The sequence below is a fragment of the Rhodococcus yunnanensis NBRC 103083 genome, assembly GCF_001895005.1.
Taxonomy (GTDB): Bacteria; Actinomycetota; Actinomycetes; order Mycobacteriales; family Mycobacteriaceae; genus Rhodococcoides; species Rhodococcoides yunnanense.
Genome location: NZ_BCXH01000005.1, coordinates 318,922 through 335,650, shown reverse-complemented (window position 1 = coordinate 335,650; position 16,729 = coordinate 318,922). Strand labels below are relative to the sequence as shown.

Below are 16,729 nucleotides of genomic sequence, written 5' to 3'. Positions count from 1 at the left end.
CGTTTCTTGCAATAGGCAATCGAGACCCAGATCACATGAAGTGGAGATCAACAGTGTCGTCCAGCGCGCCGGAGATCGGATCGGAATCAGCACACGCACTCGTCGAGAAGAAGGGCCATGTCCTCGTCGTGACGATGAATCGGCCCGAGGCACGCAACGCGCTGTCCGGCGAGATGATGGCGATCATGCGCGACGCATGGGACCGCGTCGATTCCGATCCCGACATCCGCGTCGCGATCCTCACCGGTGCGGGCGGCGCGTTCTGCGCGGGAGCCGACCTCAAGGCAATGACGTCCAGGCACCCCGGGGACGATTTCAGCGGTGGCGGCTGGGATCTGTCGAAGATCGAGGCACTGCTCAAGGGCCGCAGGTTGACCAAGCCGTTGATCGCCGCCGTCGAAGGCCCCGCCATCGCGGGCGGCACCGAAATCCTCCAGGGCACCGATATTCGAGTTGCCGGCGAGAGCGCGAAATTCGGTGTCTCCGAGGCAAAATGGGGACTCTATCCACTGGGCGGCTCGGCGGTGCGTCTCGTTCGACAGATCCCGTACACCGTCGCTGCCGACATTCTGTTGACGGGCAGGCACATTCGCGCACGTGAGGCGCTGCAGATCGGATTGATCGGCCACGTCGTGCCCGACGGCCAGGCGTTGACCACGGCGCTGGAGCTCGCCGAACTCATCGCCGCCAACGGCCCCCTTGCGGTGCAGGCCATTCTGCGCACCATCCGAGACACCGAAGGCCTGCACGAGGAAGAGGCGTTCAAAATCGACGCCGAACTGGGCGTCGCCGTCTTCGGGAGCCAGGACGCCAAGGAAGGTCCGCGGGCCTTCAGCGAGAAACGAAGCCCGCTGTTCGAGGGGCGGTGACAGCCGGAATACCTCAGCGCAGAATTGCCTCGGACGGTGTCCCGTTGGCGAGGAGTGCTGCAACCGTCGCCGCTTCCATGCCGGGAGATCCGCACACGAGTACCTGCTTGTCGACGAACGGCTCCTGCACGCTCACGACGTCGGCAAGACTTCCCTCCCAGCAATGCTCGGCCTCGAACATCGGTGCAGAGCCGGCTATTTCGGCCCGGATGCCGTCGTTGTATCGGTCCGGCGCCCACGGATCCTTCAGCTGATCGACAACGGGCACGACCGTCAACCACGGCAGCTGGGACACCAGTATCCACAGCAGATCCGACGCGTAGAGATCACGCGGCGAGCGGCCACCGACGTAGAGCGTCACCTGCGGAGGAGACTCGCGGCGAGCGAGGTCCAGAATGATCGATCGCATCGGCGCCAGCCCCGTACCCCCGGCGATCATGACCACGTCCCGTCCTGAATCATCAACCCGCAGAACACCTCCGGGATTTCCGATACGCCAGACGTCACCCGGCCTGGTTTCGTTGACGATCGACCCACTGACCCATCCAGCGGGCACCGCGCGCACATGGAATTCGAGTTTGCCGTCCAGCGAGGGCGGCAACGCAGGCGAGTACCGACGCGTCAGACGCGGATTCTGCGGAACGACGACGTCGACGGACTGCCCGGCTTCGAACGGAACGGCATCTCCGACGAGTCGAACCACGGCCAGGTCGTTGCGAAGTCGGTGGTACTGGACCACCTCGGCATTCCACGTCTGCATGGACCAAGCCTAAGCCGTGAGCGTTACGACGGGACGGGCGGCGGAGCCGATTTCACCACGGATCGTGGTGAACGAACGACAGATCCACCCCTGCCGCCTGCAGGCGAAACTTGGTGGTGTTGATCATCGACGGCGAACCGACGATCTGAATGTCGCGACCCGACCATGTTCCGAACTCGGCGACGACTTTTCCGATCTGCCCGACGATCGGCGCCGGCCCAGCCAGCGGCCCGTGGTCCTGATACCACCACGGATCCTCTTCGTCCTCGACGACACCGACGACGCTCAACCAGGGATTGGTGGACGCGATGAGCTGCAGAGTGGGCAGATCGTAGAGGTCGCACGGATACTTTCCGCCGACGAAGAGATGAACCCGGGCATTGACCGAGCGTGACGCCATTTCCATCAACTGCGCACGAAGAGGCGCAACCCCCGTGCCCGACGCGATCAGCAGTCGGTCACGGTCCTCGGCGGTGTGCCGCGTCATGCTGCCCAGCGGCGAACCCATGGTCCACCGGTCACCGACCACGGTGTTGGAAACGACGGCCGGGCTCACCCAACCACCGGATACGCGTCGTACATGGAATTCGATCTGGCCTTCGGCATTGGCCGGAATGGCAGGCGACAGGTAGCGCCACATCCTCGGCCTACTCGGAATGGAGACACTGACGTACTGTCCGGCACTGTAATCCATGGGCTGGTCCAGCTGCAGCCGGACGATGGACACGTCCTCGAGCGCACGAATGTGGTCGACGACGGTGCCCTGCCACACCGGCGGGCCGTCGTCGGCGTTCGCGGCGTCCATCATGGCCCCGGCGATGACGGCGATCGCGTCACGCCATGCAGCGTCGACCTCCTCGGTCCACAGCTCGGCTCCGGCGAACTGCTCGAGCGCCGTGATGAGTGCGTCGCCGACGGCGGCGTAGTGCGCATCGACCACGCCGTACTTACGATGGTCACGCCCCAGCTGGGCAAGAAACGTCAGCACTCGATCGAGATCTTCGAGCTGGTCGACGATGTGAGCGATAGCGGCGACCAATTTGTCGCGCTGCACATCCATCGCGGCCGGGAAGAAATCACGAACCTGTGGGTTGCGGGCAAACAGAATCGCGTAGAACGAACTGGTCAGTTTCTCGGGCCCGCCTTCGACGGCAGCGACCGCTTTGAACGTGGTTCTGACAAGCGAGATCGCTCGAGCATCCATCTCTCGAAGCCCCCATTCCGCGCCCGGGCGCGGGCAGGTCGCAAGTGGATCACCGTCGCGTATGCAGTGACCGACGTCGATTTTCCCGAGAGTCTAGCTCAGGGAACCGATTCGCACGTATCGGAGAGATTCCTTCGACCCGTTAAGAAGTTTCTTTCCGATCGTTCACCCCGAAATGCCCGCCACAACCGACCGGACGACCGAATTACGTTGCGCCTCATTATTTTCGAGGCCTTTGCACGATTCGGTCGAGGCCCTAGGATTCGCCAAGTCGATCAAGATCGAACTGTTCTTACCGAGCACACGGGGGGTTGGCGCATCGTGACTGTCGCTGTCGGGTCGGACGTGAAAGTACCGTTACGAGATCGGAACGACCGGAGGACGCGGCACGACGACCCGGACCTCGCGCGCCGGCTACGCGAATGCGGCGAATTCTTCGACTCCGCGGAACTGACGCACCTGCCGCCCGAACGCAAGAGTGAAGCGCTCGCCGAGATGGCCGAGACCGGCACCTACGTGCACACAGCGGAGGAGATCCTCGTCGGCGCCAAACTCGCCTGGCGAAACCACGCACGATGCGTCGGACGCAAACACTGGCGGACTCTCAAACTGATCGACGCCCGCAGCGCGACCACCGCCCAGGAGATCGCGGACGCCTGCTTCGAACATCTGCGCGTCGCGACCAACGGAGGCGCACTGCAGTCCATCGTCACCGTCGGCCCGACGCCATTGCCGGACGGGCGTGAGTACCGGATCGTCAGTCCTCAACTCATCCGGTACGCCGGATATCGCGGCGACGACGGAAAGGTCGTCGGCGATCCGTCTCATGTGGAGCTCACCGAGCTGGCCACCAAACTCGGGTGGAAGGGCGAAGGAACCGCCTTCGACGTACTTCCGTTGATGATTTCCACACCGGAAGAACCGCTCCGGTGGTTCGACGTGCCGCGCGATGTGATCCTCGAAGTGCCCTTCGAACATCCGAACTACCGGTGGTTCGCCGGGCTCGGCCTGAAGTGGCATGCCGTGCCCGCCGTGTCCAACATGGACCTCGAGATCGGCGGAGTCCGGTACCCCTGCGCGCCGTTCAACGGGTGGTACGTCAACACCGAGGTCGGCGCGCGCAACTTCAGCGACACCGACCGCTACGACATGCTCCCGACCATCGCGAAGAAACTGAGGCTCGATACGAGCTCGGATCGGACGCTGTGGAAGGATCGCGCACTCGTCGAGCTGAACCGAGCGGTCATCCACAGTTTCCGCGAGTCGGGTGCATACATGGTCGATCATCACACCGTCGCGAAGCAGTTCGTCGACCATGTGGACCGGGAAGCGAAAGCGGGAAGATCGTGCCCGACGGACTGGACGTGGATCAATCCGCCGATGTCCTCCGGGATCACTCCGACGTTCCATCGCCTCTACGACCCACCGGACATGGACATCCGCCCGAACTTCGTCTCCCGCGGTGCGGCGGGCTGCCCGTTCTCCTGAGCTGCCCCGAACCCCGCAAACGCACGTGCGTTTGCGTGCGGCCGGGGGTGATCGCCTCCAAATCCCGCAAATGCATATGCATTTGCGTGGGACCAGGGGCGACACAGCACGAACCCCGCAAATGCATATGCATTTGCGGGGTGTGGGTGGGGTGTGGTGGGTGGGGTGCGGGCGAGCTCAGCGCTGGTTGCGGGGCTTCCAGACGACGAGGGCGTTGCGCTGGACCGGCACGAGGTCGCGCCGATAACCGGCGTGGACGTTGGCCAGCTCCTGAGCGAGTTCGGACACCCTGGCCTGCAGGGCTTCGACCTGATTGGTCAGTTCGATGATCCGCTTGATGCCTGCAAGGTTGACGCCCTCGTCCTGTGACAGACGCTGCACCTCGCGGAGCAGTGCCACGTCACGCGGCGAGTAGCGCCGTCCGCCGCCGGTGGTGCGGTGCGGCGTGACCAGGCCCAGCCGGTCGTACGTGCGCAATGTCTGCGCATGCATACCTGCCAGCTGCGCCGCGACGGAGATGACGAACACCTGAGCGTCGGGGTCTGCGTGGGCGGCACCCGGACCGATGGGTACCTCCATCACGCGCCGGCCCACCCGGCCCGCGGATCGAATCCGCTTGCCTTCTCCGCTTCGAGATACGTCTGCAACGCCTCGGTGGCAGGGTCGTCGAGCTTCTGCGGGACCGCGACCTTGACGGTGACCATCAGATCTCCCGCCGTGCCTGTCTTCTTCGGCACTCCGCGGCCACGGACTCGTAGCACTCGTCCGTCCACTGTTCCGGGCGGAACCTTGACGCCGACCCGACCGTCGAGTGTTGGAACGGACAGCGTCGTACCCAGTACCAGTTCGCCGTAGCTGACCGGGATGGTGACAGTGAGGTCGTCGCCGGTGCGTCCGAAGACCTTGTCGGGGCGGACTCGCACCGTGACGTACAGATCTCCCGACGGCGCGCCGCGCAGTCCTGCTTCGCCCTGGCCCGCGAGTCGAATCTTCTGGCCGTCGGACACCCCTGACGGGACCCGCACGGTGATGGTGCGTGTGCGGTTCTGCACGCCGGTTCCGCGGCAGTCCTGGCATGGATCGTCGATGATCGATCCGGTTCCGCGGCAGTCGTCGCACGGCTCGCTGAAGCCGAATGCGCCCTGGTTTCGGTTCACGACGCCTGCGCCGTTGCACCTGGGGCAGACGCGCGGACTGGTTCCCGGCTTCGCGCCACTGCCATGACACGTCGTACACGACGACGGGCTGGTCAGGCGAAGGGGAACCGTGACCCCCTGCGTGGCCTCGCGGAAACCGAGGGTCGTCTCGGTTTCGACATCGCTGCCGCGCCTGGGCCGATTGGTCGTCGTACGCTGCTGTGTTCCGCCGCGGTTGAACAGGCCACCGAACAGGTCGCCTATACCGCCGTCGCCACCGCCGCCGCCTTGTCCGAAGATGTCGCCGACGTCGAACGTCTGGCCGCCGCCGCCGAAACCGCCTGCGTTGGGGTTGAACCCACCGCCGCCGCGACCGAAGCCGCCGGAGGCGAACAGTTGCCGCGCCTCGTCGTATTCCTTGCGCTTGGCCGGGTCGGTGAGCACCGATTTGGCTTCGCTGATGGCCTTGAACCGCTGCTCGGCTTCGGCGTTACCGGGATTGGCGTCGGGGTGGTTGTCCCTCGCCAACTTGCGGTAGGCCTTGGTTATCTCTTCATTGGTGGCGCTGGAGGAAACGCCCAGCTCCTTGTAGAAGTCCTTCTCGATCCACTCCCGCTGGCTCACCGGGCGTTTCCTCCTTCCACTGTTCTCTTCTTATTGCTCGTCGGGCGCTGGAGCGTCCGATTCTTCTACAGCATCCACGACACCGACCATTGCGGTACGCAGGACACGATCACCGAGCTTGTAGCCCGGTCGCATCAGAGTCCCGACGACGGAATTGCTTCCGTCGCCTTCGTGCGAGACCGCCTCGTGGATCGAGGGATCGAACGCGTCGCCGGTGGCTCCGAAGGTGGACAGACCGATGGTGGTGAACACCCCGGCCAGCTTGTCCGCCACCGAGCGCAAGGGACCGGTTTCGAGGTCGCCGTGCTGACGAGCACGCTCCAGATCGTCGAGAACAGGCAGCAGCTGGGACACGACGGACGCTTTCGCGTTGTCGATGACCGACTGCTTGTCACGATCGGTCCGGCGTCGATAGTTGGCGTACTCGGCCTGCAGACGCTGCAGGTCGGCGGTCAACTCCGCGACCTCGTCCTTCTCGGGCTCGATTACTTCCGCGACATCGTCTTCCACCGAGTCGGGCTGGGGCGCAGCCCCGGTGCCCGCGAGGGGCTCCGGAACTGCGTCACCTTCCCGTACTTCACCGGTCGTCGGGTCGATCTTTCGCTTGTCCACGAAAGTGACCGGCTCTTGCTCGGTGTTACCTGATGTCACTTCTTGTCCGTGTCGACGGGCTCGTCCACGACCTCGGCGTCGACGACGCCGTCATCCTCGGCCTGAGCCTGTCCGTCCGCGCCGCCTTCCTTGGCCTGAGCCTCGTAGATGGCGGTTCCGAGTGCCTGCGACTCGGTCGAGAGCTTCTCCACGGCGGTCTTCACTGCCGAGATGTCGCTGCCCTGCAGAGCCGTCTTGGCCTCTTCGATGGCCGTCTCGACGCGTCCCTTGAGCTCGGCGTCGACCTTGTCCTCGTTGTCCTTGACGAATTTCTCCGTCTGGTGGACGAGCGACTCGGCCTGGTTGCGGACCTCGGCCTCTTCGCGACGAGCCTTGTCCTCGTCGGCGTGAGCTTCCGCGTCGGCGACCATGCGGTCGATCTCTTCCTTGGACAAGCCGGAGCCGTCCTGGATCTTGATCGTGTTTTCCTTGCCGGTGCCCTTGTCCTTGGCCGTGACGTGCACGATGCCGTTGGCGTCGATGTCGAAGGTGACCTCGATCTGCGGGACGCCGCGAGGGGCAGGCGGCAGCTCGGTCAGCTCGAAGGAGCCGAGGAGCTTGTTGTGCGAGGCGATCTCACGCTCACCCTGGAAGACCTGGATCTGCACCGAAGGCTGATTGTCGTCAGCGGTGGTGAAGGTCTCGGACCTCTTGGTCGGGATGGTGGTGTTGCGCTCGATGAGCTTGGTCATCACGCCACCCTTGGTCTCGATGCCGAGGGACAGCGGCGTGACGTCGAGGAGCAGAACGTCCTTGACCTCGCCCTTGAGCACGCCTGCCTGCAGTGCAGCGCCGACGGCCACGACCTCGTCCGGGTTGACGCCCTTGTTGGGCTCACGTCCACCGGAGAGTTCCTTGACCAGCTCGGAGACCGCAGGCATACGCGTCGAACCACCGACGAGCACGACGTGGTCGATGTCCTTGACGGCGATGCCGGAGTCCTTGACCACTGCCTGGAACGGCGCACGAGTGCGGTCGAGCAGGTCGGAGGTGATCTTCTGGAACTCGGAGCGGCTGAGCTGCTCGTCGAGAAACAGCGGGTTCTTGTCCGCGTCGACCGTGATGTACGGAAGGTTGATCGAGGTGCTCTGCCCGGAGGAGAGTTCGATCTTGGCCTTCTCGGCAGCCTCACGCAGGCGCTGCAGAGCCATCTTGTCCTTGGTCAGATCGATACCGTTCTGAGCCTTGAACTTGTCGACGAGCCAGGTCACGATGCGCTCGTCCCAGTCGTCGCCACCGAGGTGGTTGTCGCCGGACGTGGCACGGACCTCGACGACGCCGTCGCCGATTTCCAGCAGGGAGACGTCGAACGTGCCGCCGCCGAGGTCGAAGACCAGAATGGTCTGCTCGCTGTCGCCCTTGTCCAGGCCGTATGCGAGAGCAGCCGCGGTGGGCTCGTTGACGATGCGCAGGACGTTGAGGCCGGCGATCTGGCCGGCTTCCTTCGTCGCCTGACGCTGTGCGTCCTCGAAGTAGGCAGGCACGGTGATGACCGCGTCGGTGATTTCCTCACCCAGGTATGCCTCGGCGTCGCGCTTCAGCTTCTGCAGCGTGCGCGCGCTGATCTCCTGCGAGGTGTATTTCTTGTCGTCGATCGACGTCGTCCAGTCCGTGCCGATGTGGCGCTTGACCGAACGAATCGTGCGGTCGACGTTGGTGACCGCCTGGTTCTTCGCGGGCTGGCCGACCAGCACTTCGCCGTTCTTGGCGAAAGCGACGACCGACGGAGTGGTGCGTGATCCCTCGGAGTTGGCGACCACAACCGGCTCGCCGCCCTCGAGGACGGACACGACCGAGTTGGTGGTCCCGAGGTCGATACCGACCGCACGAGCCATAGTAATTCCTCCTGTTTGTTGCTGTGTTGGTTCACAAGCTTGGGTGATGTCCTAGCTGAGCGAACTGCGCTCAAGTCTGCTCGACAATTTCGCTATCTGTCAACTCGGACTTGAGCCTCATCCACTCAAGGCTGTCGAAGGGCTCAACGGAAGGCTTTCCAGATTTGTTCCCAGCCACCTGAAACACACAGCCACCTGGACACAGCACTGCGCCGCGACGGCAGATGCTCGTCGCGGCGCAGTGGACGGAAAGGAACGTCGGGAGTTATTCGCCCTCGGGCACGTCGATGGGCGAGCAGTCCACGCTCAGAAGGCCGAAGGCGATGTTGTCGGGGTAGTTGCCGTCGAGCTGCGGCGAGAACACCGCAGCGCCGCCCGGACGCGACTGCCACACCTCGTCTGCGCTGGGAATCGTGTACTCGACGCCTTCGCCTGCCTTGATGAGCTTTTCGCCGAAGACGCCGGGCGCCTCGGGAAGCACAGCGAAGTTGGTGGTCACATCTCGTGCGTCGCCGGACCCCGTGTTCTCGATGTTGATTCGCAGCGCGGCAACATCGCCGCCGAGGTCTCCGTCACGCGGATCGCACACAGCGGCGATCTCCACGACGAGATCGGGCGAGGTCGGCTGCGAGGAGCCGAAGGGCGCAGGCGCGGGTGCGGTATCCGGTTCGGCAGATGCGAGGGGCGCGAAGGCGACCGCACCGACGGTGGCTGCGATCGCGGCCGTCGAGGCCAAGACGGTGGTGCGGGCGAAGCGACGCATATGTGACTCCTGTGACTGAAGGGGTTGGTGTTGCGTTCAACTATGTCCTACGTGAACCGGACATTCCATACCAGCCAGTCTCGATCCGGATACATTCCGGCCAGTTTCGGTCACGGCTTACACCGGTGTGATTCAGCGAGGCGGCGGCCGACCCGGCGCAGGTTTCGACGCTCGGCCCTCCGGGGATACGGAACACTGCGGCGCGGCCGTTCCGTACGTAGGGTTTGTAAAAAAAGTGAGGCTACGGAGGCACATGGATCCCGAAGTGCAGCACGAACCGAGCGAGATCACCTACGACGAAAAGTTCTACCCGGCCAGACCACGCCCCTTGCGTCCCTCGGTTCGCCGTGCCGACCGCAACGGCTCGGCCGCGCAGGACGGCAACCCGTCCGCCGACAATGCCGAGTACGTCGAGTGGCTCACCGAACAATCGATGTTGCGAGATGCCAAGCTGATCGCCGAACAGCTCTCCGGCAAGGGCAGTATGTGGCAGAACCCGTATGCCGACCCGAATCCGCGAGGAGCCGTCGAACGCGCTCCCGTGTGGTTCACGGCCTATCCGATCTCGGTGATCAACGCGCCGCGGACCAGTTTCCTGAGCACACTCGGCGACGAGAACCTGTGGCAAGCGTTCTCCGAAATCGGTATCACCGCAGTACATACCGGGCCGGTCAAGGTTGCAGGCGGCATACACGGCTGGCGCCCGACGCCGTCCGTCGACGGCCACTTCGACCGGATCGGAATGCAGATCGATCCTGCCTTCGGTTCGGAAGAGGAGTTCCGACGGCTGTGTGTGGTGGCATCGGCGTACGAGGGCATCGTCATCGACGACATCGTCCCCGGCCACACCGGTAAGGGCGCAGATTTCCGACTCGCCGAAATGGCCGTCGCCGATTATCCCGGCATCTACCACATGGTCGAGATCGAGCCCGAGGACTGGCATCTGCTCCCCCGAGTACGCGCGGGAGCGGATTCGCAGAACATCGACGCCGAAGCCGAAGCCAATCTCGCGCGCGCCGGTTACATCATCGGCCAGCTGCAACGTGTGATCTTCTACGAACTCGGCGTCAAGGAAACCAATTGGAGCGCAACGGCTCCCGTCGTCGGGATCGACGGTGTCGAACGCCGCTGGGTGTATCTGCACTACTTCAAGGCGGGTCAACCGTCGATCAACTGGCTCGACCCCTCTTTCGCGGGAATGCGATTGGTGATCGGGGATGCCTGTCACTCCATCGCCGATCTCGGCGCCGGCGCACTTCGCCTCGACGCCAACGGATTTCTCGGCGTCGAACGCCGGGCCGAGGGTCCGGGCTGGTCCGAGGGTCATCCCCTGTCGGAGGCCGCGAATCACCTGATCGCCAGTGTGGTTCGAAAGATGGGCGGCTTCACCTTCCAGGAACTCAACCTCACGATCGACGACATCAAGGCGATGGGCACCAACGGGGCCGACCTGTCGTACGACTTCATCAATCGACCTGCCTATCAGCACGCACTCGTCATGGGCAACACCGAGTTCCTTCGCCTGACGATGTCGCTGTCGCGGGATCACGGCGTCGACCCCGCGTCACTGGTACATGCCCTGCAGAATCACGACGAGCTGACCTTCGAGCTCATCCATTTCGCGACGTTGCACGCGGAGGACGAGTTCAACTACTGCGGCGAGGTCGTCAAGGGTTCCGATCTCGGCGACCAGATCCGTTCCGAGTTGACCGACCGACTCACCGGCCGATGGGCGCCGTACAACAGGACCTTCACGACCAACGGAATCGCCTGCACCACAGCAAGTGTCATCACGGCGTCGTTGGGAATCAGAGATCTCGATCGCATGGACGAGACCGACATCGAAACCGTCAGGACAGCGCACCTGATGCTCGCGATGTTCAACGCACTGCAACCGGGTGTCTTCGCGCTGTCGGGCTGGGATCTACTCGGAATTCTCCCGATCGATGCCGAGGACGTCGCGGATCTGATCCGCGAGGGTGACACTCGATGGATCAACCGCGGTGCACACGACCTGATGGACAGCTTCCCGGACGCAGTGCGGTCCGAGTCCGGAATTCCGCGTGGCCGAAGCCTGTACGGTTCGCTACCCGAACAGCTGAAGGATCCGAATTCGTTCGCACGTCGACTCGCTCGAATCATCGAACTCCGCAACAGGTTCGGGATTGCGACCGCGCAGCAACTCGATGTGCCCACCGTCTCGCACAAGGGACTGCTTGTACTGGTCCACGAACTCGGCCAGGGCACGATTCAAGCCACCGTCATCAACTTCTCCTCCGACGAGGTCACCGCGACGATCCAGTCCAAACACCTCACGGCAGGCGCCGCCGTCTTCGACATGTTCGACGATTCCGAGGTGGGTACCGTGGACGAGTTGAACAGCTTCCCGATGACATTGGGTCCCTACCAGGGTGTCCCGGTGATCCTGAGATAGCCCGATAGAGTCCTACCCCGTGAACGAATCCGGAAGCCATCGCCGACCCGAGCAGGAACTGCGCCAGCAGCCGGCCCGGCCCGAGATCGTCGTCGCACCGCTGCGACCGAGGCAGGAGCCGACGGGTCCGAGTGTCGCATCTCGGATCGCGACGTGGGCATGGGCAGGCGTTGCCGTGGTGATCGTCGGTCTTGCGGTCGTCGTCGCGCTGGAGTACTCGCAGGTTCGAACGACGCTGGAGGCCTCGGTCGCCACAAACAGTTCGGGCGCGACGTCGTCGGAGATCGCCGAGACGGTCACCGTCACACTCCTCGCCAGCGGTGCCGTCGCAGTGCTGCTTCTCGTTCTCGCGGGCCTGGGCCTGTCGCTGGCCCGCACGCGCCGGGTTGCTTCCGGGACCCTGCTGCTCGTCGCCGGAGTGGCGACGATCGGTGCGTCGATCCTGTTCTTCTCGTTCATGTCCGACGCGAGTGAGGTCGCCGGCGGCGTGCTGCACTGGGGTCCGCTGGCCGGTGCCGGTGTCGCTGCGGTTGCAACGATCGCCGCGGCGATCGGCCTGTCGCGGCGGTGATTTTCGCCGCAGAATGCACGCGAAGTACATTAGGGTTGCTTTACTTGAGCCATGAACTTTGCTCTACCGAGACGGACACTGGCGCTGACCAGCGGCATCGCCATCTCCTTACTTGTCATTTCATGTAGTTCCACCGAGGCGCCCCAGGACTCGGGCTCAGACTCGGGCTCGGATACCCACCAGGTGACCACCTCGCTCGGAACCATCGACGTACCGGACTCCGTCGAGTCGGTTGTCATCATCGACGGCAGGCGGGACCTCGACATCGCCGTCGCATTCGGTCTGCCGATCGTCGGGATGCCCGTGGAGGTCGAGGCACCGCCGGAGATACCAGGACCACTCACCGATGCCACGAGCACACTTCTCGCCGACGGTGTCCCTGAGCTATTTCCGCGGAATACCGTCGATGTGGAGTCCATCGCCCGGGTCGCCCCGGACCTCATCATCGGCCGCGACGAAGTCGTCGAAGACATCTACGACCAGCTCAGCGCGATCGCGCCGGTCCTTCCCGTCGGATCGACCGGATCCGGTGTGGCCTGGCAGGACGACGTCGAGGCCGTCGGCGCGGCGTTGAACCTGCAGGACAAGGCCGACGAGATCATCGCCGAGTACGACACACGCGTGGCAGAAGTCAAGAGAGACAACGCCGATGCGATCGCCGGGACCGTTGTCCTCCCGATCAGCACCTCCGACGAGGGCGGTATCTCGGTCGGCCGCGATCGATCCCCGTCCATCGCATTGATCGATATCGGCGCACGATTCGGCAGCGCTTGGGAGGCCGCAACTCCCGAGGTCGAATATGGGCCCGAGACGATCACAGCAGCCGCCGACGCAGCAGCGATCATCGCCGCGATCACGTCCGAGGAGGATCTGCGCACCATGAATGCCAATGCGCTGTGGACTTCACTACCCGCCGTGGCGAACAACCGCATCGTCCGCACGGACAAGTTCACCAACGACGGTGGCCCGCTGACTGCACTGTGGTCGCTCGACCTGGTCGAGCAGCTGTACGCCTAGAGCACTCGGATTACGCACGCACGGGTGGGGCCGCGGCGATCCCTTCCGCGCTGCGCGCCGCCACGGCGCACGCCCGCGAGGTGAACTGATCGAGCAGCGGATGCTCGGACAGCCTGCGCCACTTCTGCACCGACACCAGTGCCGATTCCCGACGCTCCGCGGGCCCGGCGTCCGGCTGGAGCCCAAGCCGGGCCGCCGCATCGATGCCGTACCCGCCGATCAATCGCTGCAGCTCCGCCAGGTCACCCTCGGGTAGTTTCGGCGCCGTGGATCGCAGCCTGCCCAGCAGCCGCAATTCCTGAAAGCCGTGTACATCGGCCAACATTCGACCGGCCTGGGCACGAAACGCCGCCGACTGCCCGATGGGGCGCGCCTCGAGAATGCGCTGCAGCGCGACGAGGGCGGAGTGCAGTTTGAGTTGATCGGCGCGTTGCCCGAACTGAACGTCGATCACCGACCGCAGCTCGTTCAGTCCGCTCCGCTCGACCAATTCCGCTGCGAGAGTCGGTGAATCACGAACACCGAGCTTGACGAGTGTGACCGCCATTCGAATACCGAACAGTCCGAAGCGATCGACGATCGACGCGCGCAGCGCCGGGTCGACCGGCAGCAGACCTGGCCGGGAGAACCGATCCGCCGACAGCATGGCGAGCTGCAAGTCCTGATCGGGAACCTGGGCGAGCGTGGAGAACGCATCGAACTCGTTCTGCCGCAGCGTCTCCGCCGCCAGCGCAAGCAGCCCTGCCACGGGTACGACGGCCTGGCACAGACCGGTGGCCTCCAGCTCCGACGCGAACCGAGCAGCGACGTCCTTCGCCGACATCATCGCATCCATCCGGCCCGCGCCCACCTCGTCGGCGCGCGATACGACCCCCACGACGCCGAGCGGTCCGGATTCGCCGCCGACATGTGCACCGATCTGACCGAGAAACGACACGTCGGTCGCGTTGAGTGTTCTGAGCAGGTAAACGACCGCGTCGGCACCCGAGGACGAATTCTCCGGAGTCAACATCGACGGCGTCCGCGCCGACACATCACGCGACAACGACGACGTCCCGGGGGTATCGATGATGGTCGTGTGCGTCAGAGTCCGTGCAGGCCACTCCACTTCGAGTCGATCCACCTGCGACGCCGTCAGATCACCGAGATCGAACGTCAACCGGCCGTCGCGACGTTGGACCGGCACGTGCGCCGCGCGGTCGCCGTCGTACCACGCGGTCACACTGGGGGTGGCTCCGCTTCGGTACCACGTGACGACCTTGGTGCACTCCGTCGCATCGGTCGGCGCGATGTCCTGTCCCACCAGCGAATTGAGCAGCGTCGATTTACCTGCCTTCAACGAGCCGGCGAGCGCGACGCGGAGAGGCTGGTCCAGACGGTCCAGTACCTCGGTCAACGACGCGGCCGCGTAGGTGTCAATGGAATACGCGCTACGCGCCGTCGTGATCAAGGCACGCGCTTCGGCAAGGGCGGTCACTGGGGAACATCGCCTGCGGGAACGAGTGCGACTGCACGTTCGTTGAGCTCGGCGACAACCTTCATGTCCCGATCCAGCTGCGCAGTGCGGGTCGATCTTTCGGCGGTCTCCACGTTCGCGGCCTCCTGCGCTGCACGCAGCGAGTCGTTGAGTGAGCGAAGCGTCTGCTCGGCAATCGAGGTGAAATGGTCCCGAAGCACACGCTGGATCTGGCGGAGCCGGTCCTTCGACTCCTTACCGACCTGGAAGCTGACGTCGTCGGTGAAGCGGCGGATGGCCATCTTCGCCTCGGCGCGCTTGGTCTTGATGCGATTTTCCTTGTCTTCCTTGTATGCCTTGGTGCCCAACAACACTCCTGCGCCGATGGAGATCGGGTTGAGCAGACTGAGGCCGACGAATGTGGTGATCAGACCGAACATCAGTACACCACCGTAGGATCCACGCATACCGACGAGCACTTTCTGCGTGATCCCGACCTTGCCGGACTCGAGGTCCGCGAGGGACGCGACCGGGTCGAGTACGTTCTCGAGATCACCGATGTCCAGATCGGGGAGAGCGACCGCGCCTGCAGCGGCGAAATGTTCGGCGACGAGTTCGGACAGCCACAACGCCCGCTCGTGCGCCCACACGAAGTTGTCGCCGACCGACGCCGCGATCTGCTCCTCCAGCCAGTCCCCCAGCTCGGACCAGTCGGAACTCGGATCCCCCTCGTCGACGGTTTCCTCGGCCTCGCGCGTCACCCGGCGCAGGCGGTCACGGAGATCGTGATCGATATCGGACGCGAGGTCGGCGATGCCGTCGCCCAATGTCTGCTGCCACTGCGAGGTCTTCTTGTGGAGCTCCTCGGCGGCGGCTTTCGCGCGCTGCAGCCCCGCGACCGCCGCTGCGGCACGCTCCGGATCACGCAGTGCCGCAAGCTCACTGCCCATCGCGAGCGTGAGATGTTCGGTGACGGATCTGATGTCGAGCGAGACGGCGGCCCGGGTGGTGGCGTCGGCCTTCGACACGACGTTGTCACGGAGAAATGCGTAGAGCTCCGGGAAGCCGGATTCGACGTTCAGTTCCTCGTCGTTCAGTCGCAGTGCGTGCGAACGCAGCAACGACGACAACGCGATCATCGGGACGTCGAGGTTCTCCCGCTGCAGATGCCCCTTGTTCGCTTCGACGATCTGTCGCCAGTGCGGGTACAGGTCCGTCTTGGTGACGAGCACGGCGACGGACGGGCACAACCCGAGCACTTGACGCAGAAACGAGATCTCGGGCTCGGTGAACTCGCGGCTCGCATCGGAGACCACGAGCACCGCGTCGGCGGATGGTATCAGACCGAGAGTGCTTGCGGCATGGGGATTTCCGTGTCCACCGACTCCCGGGGTGTCGACGAGGACGAGACCGTCGGCCAGCAGCGGGCTCGGGACGTTGACCTCGAGTCGCAGCACTTCGCGCCCCTGTGCGCGTGGGCTGTCCGGTGCGATCGTCTGCAACTCGTCGAGCGGAACATCGACGCGGATCGGATCGTTGCCAGGGTCGGCGAGTACGAGTTCGGCGTAGGACCGCTCGGAGTTCTGCACGATCGTCGCAATAGCGGTCGTCTCGTCGTCGCCCACCGAGCAGACATCGAGATTCAACAGCGAGTTCACGAACTGGCTTTTTCCCTGTTTCAGGGGGCCTACCACGACTATTCGCCGTCTCGGGTCGAGCACTCGATCCTGTGCAAGCTCGACTCGTGACACCAGATCGGACCGACCCACCGACCGCGCCACTGCCGCGGTTCGATCGAGCAGATCGGCCAGCTGTTTCGCTTGCCCGTCCATAGCCTTCTTTCGGATACACGTTCGAGGGACGACAACCGTTATGAACTCTAACGACGAAGAGGCCCTGCGCGCATCGAACCCGCGCAGAG

The 16,729-nt window shown here is 64.2% G+C and carries 14 protein-coding genes; 5 read left to right on the top strand and 9 right to left on the bottom strand.

Annotated elements, in window-relative coordinates; all coding sequences use genetic code 11:
- Positions 1 to 53 precede the first annotated feature (53 nt).
- On the top strand, positions 54 to 869 hold the full coding sequence (locus tag RY1_RS11620) for a crotonase/enoyl-CoA hydratase family protein (RefSeq protein WP_281249967.1): 816 nt from the start codon (positions 54 to 56) through the stop codon (positions 867 to 869).
- A gap of 13 nt (positions 870 to 882) precedes the next feature.
- On the opposite strand, the gene RY1_RS11615 is transcribed toward RY1_RS11620, so the two are convergent.
- Both RY1_RS11615 and RY1_RS11610 read right to left on the bottom strand, forming a co-directional pair.
- Positions 883 to 1,629: an FAD-binding oxidoreductase gene (locus RY1_RS11615; protein ID WP_072803691.1), complete on the bottom strand. Its 747-nt coding sequence runs from the start codon at positions 1,627 to 1,629 to the stop codon at positions 883 to 885.
- A 52-nt stretch (positions 1,630 to 1,681) separates the two neighbouring features.
- Positions 1,682 to 2,833, bottom strand: coding sequence for a globin domain-containing protein (locus RY1_RS11610; protein ID WP_072803690.1), 1,152 nt, complete (start codon positions 2,831 to 2,833; stop codon positions 1,682 to 1,684).
- 345 nt (positions 2,834 to 3,178) lie between these two features.
- Here RY1_RS11610 and RY1_RS11605 point away from each other — a divergent pair, with 345 nt between their 5' ends.
- Positions 3,179 to 4,321, top strand: coding sequence for a nitric oxide synthase oxygenase (locus tag RY1_RS11605; RefSeq protein ID WP_371829467.1), 1,143 nt, complete (start codon positions 3,179 to 3,181; stop codon positions 4,319 to 4,321).
- Positions 4,322 to 4,498: 177 nt separating this feature from the next.
- Here the strand turns inward: RY1_RS11605 and RY1_RS11600 are convergent, their stop codons facing one another.
- From RY1_RS11600 to RY1_RS11580, 5 genes are all read right to left on the bottom strand, one after another.
- Complete coding sequence (locus tag RY1_RS11600; protein WP_072803688.1) at positions 4,499 to 4,900, bottom strand: heat shock protein transcriptional repressor HspR; 402 nt, start codon at positions 4,898 to 4,900, stop codon at positions 4,499 to 4,501.
- Positions 4,900 to 6,081, bottom strand: coding sequence for a molecular chaperone DnaJ (dnaJ, locus tag RY1_RS11595; RefSeq protein ID WP_072803687.1), 1,182 nt, complete (start codon positions 6,079 to 6,081; stop codon positions 4,900 to 4,902). The genes RY1_RS11600 and dnaJ overlap by 1 nt, the downstream gene beginning before the upstream one ends.
- 30 nt (positions 6,082 to 6,111) lie before the next feature.
- A complete protein-coding gene (gene grpE, locus RY1_RS11590; protein WP_072803686.1) occupies positions 6,112 to 6,732 on the bottom strand; it encodes a nucleotide exchange factor GrpE in 621 nt (206 codons plus the stop codon).
- On the bottom strand, positions 6,729 to 8,567 hold the full coding sequence (dnaK, locus tag RY1_RS11585; protein ID WP_072803685.1) for a molecular chaperone DnaK: 1,839 nt from the start codon (positions 8,565 to 8,567) through the stop codon (positions 6,729 to 6,731). Before dnaK ends, grpE begins: the two co-directional genes overlap by 4 nt.
- Positions 8,568 to 8,832: 265 nt before the next feature.
- On the bottom strand, positions 8,833 to 9,330 hold the full coding sequence (locus RY1_RS11580) for a hypothetical protein (RefSeq protein ID WP_072803684.1): 498 nt from the start codon (positions 9,328 to 9,330) through the stop codon (positions 8,833 to 8,835).
- A gap of 253 nt (positions 9,331 to 9,583) precedes the next feature.
- On the opposite strand from RY1_RS11580, the gene treS reads away from it, so the two are divergent.
- From treS to RY1_RS11565, 3 genes are all read left to right on the top strand, one after another.
- Positions 9,584 to 11,764: a maltose alpha-D-glucosyltransferase gene (gene treS, locus RY1_RS11575; RefSeq protein ID WP_072803683.1), complete on the top strand. Its 2,181-nt coding sequence runs from the start codon at positions 9,584 to 9,586 to the stop codon at positions 11,762 to 11,764.
- Positions 11,765 to 11,783: 19 nt separating this feature from the next.
- On the top strand, positions 11,784 to 12,335 hold the full coding sequence (locus RY1_RS11570; protein ID WP_072803682.1) for a hypothetical protein: 552 nt from the start codon (positions 11,784 to 11,786) through the stop codon (positions 12,333 to 12,335).
- Positions 12,336 to 12,518: 183 nt separating this feature from the next.
- Positions 12,519 to 13,352, top strand: a complete 834-nt coding sequence (locus RY1_RS11565; RefSeq protein WP_245819603.1) for an ABC transporter substrate-binding protein — start codon at positions 12,519 to 12,521, stop codon at positions 13,350 to 13,352.
- A 10-nt stretch (positions 13,353 to 13,362) separates the two neighbouring features.
- Here RY1_RS11565 and RY1_RS11560 read toward each other — a convergent pair whose 3' ends face one another.
- Both RY1_RS11560 and RY1_RS11555 read right to left on the bottom strand, forming a co-directional pair.
- Entirely contained in the window at positions 13,363 to 14,829 is a 1,467-nt protein-coding gene (locus RY1_RS11560; protein ID WP_072803680.1) for a dynamin family protein, read from the bottom strand.
- Positions 14,826 to 16,640 carry a dynamin family protein gene (locus RY1_RS11555; protein ID WP_072803679.1) on the bottom strand — a complete coding sequence of 605 codons (1,815 nt, stop codon included), beginning with the start codon at positions 16,638 to 16,640 and terminating at the stop codon, positions 14,826 to 14,828. Before RY1_RS11555 ends, RY1_RS11560 begins: the two co-directional genes overlap by 4 nt.
- Between the last annotated feature and the right edge of the window lie 89 nt (positions 16,641 to 16,729).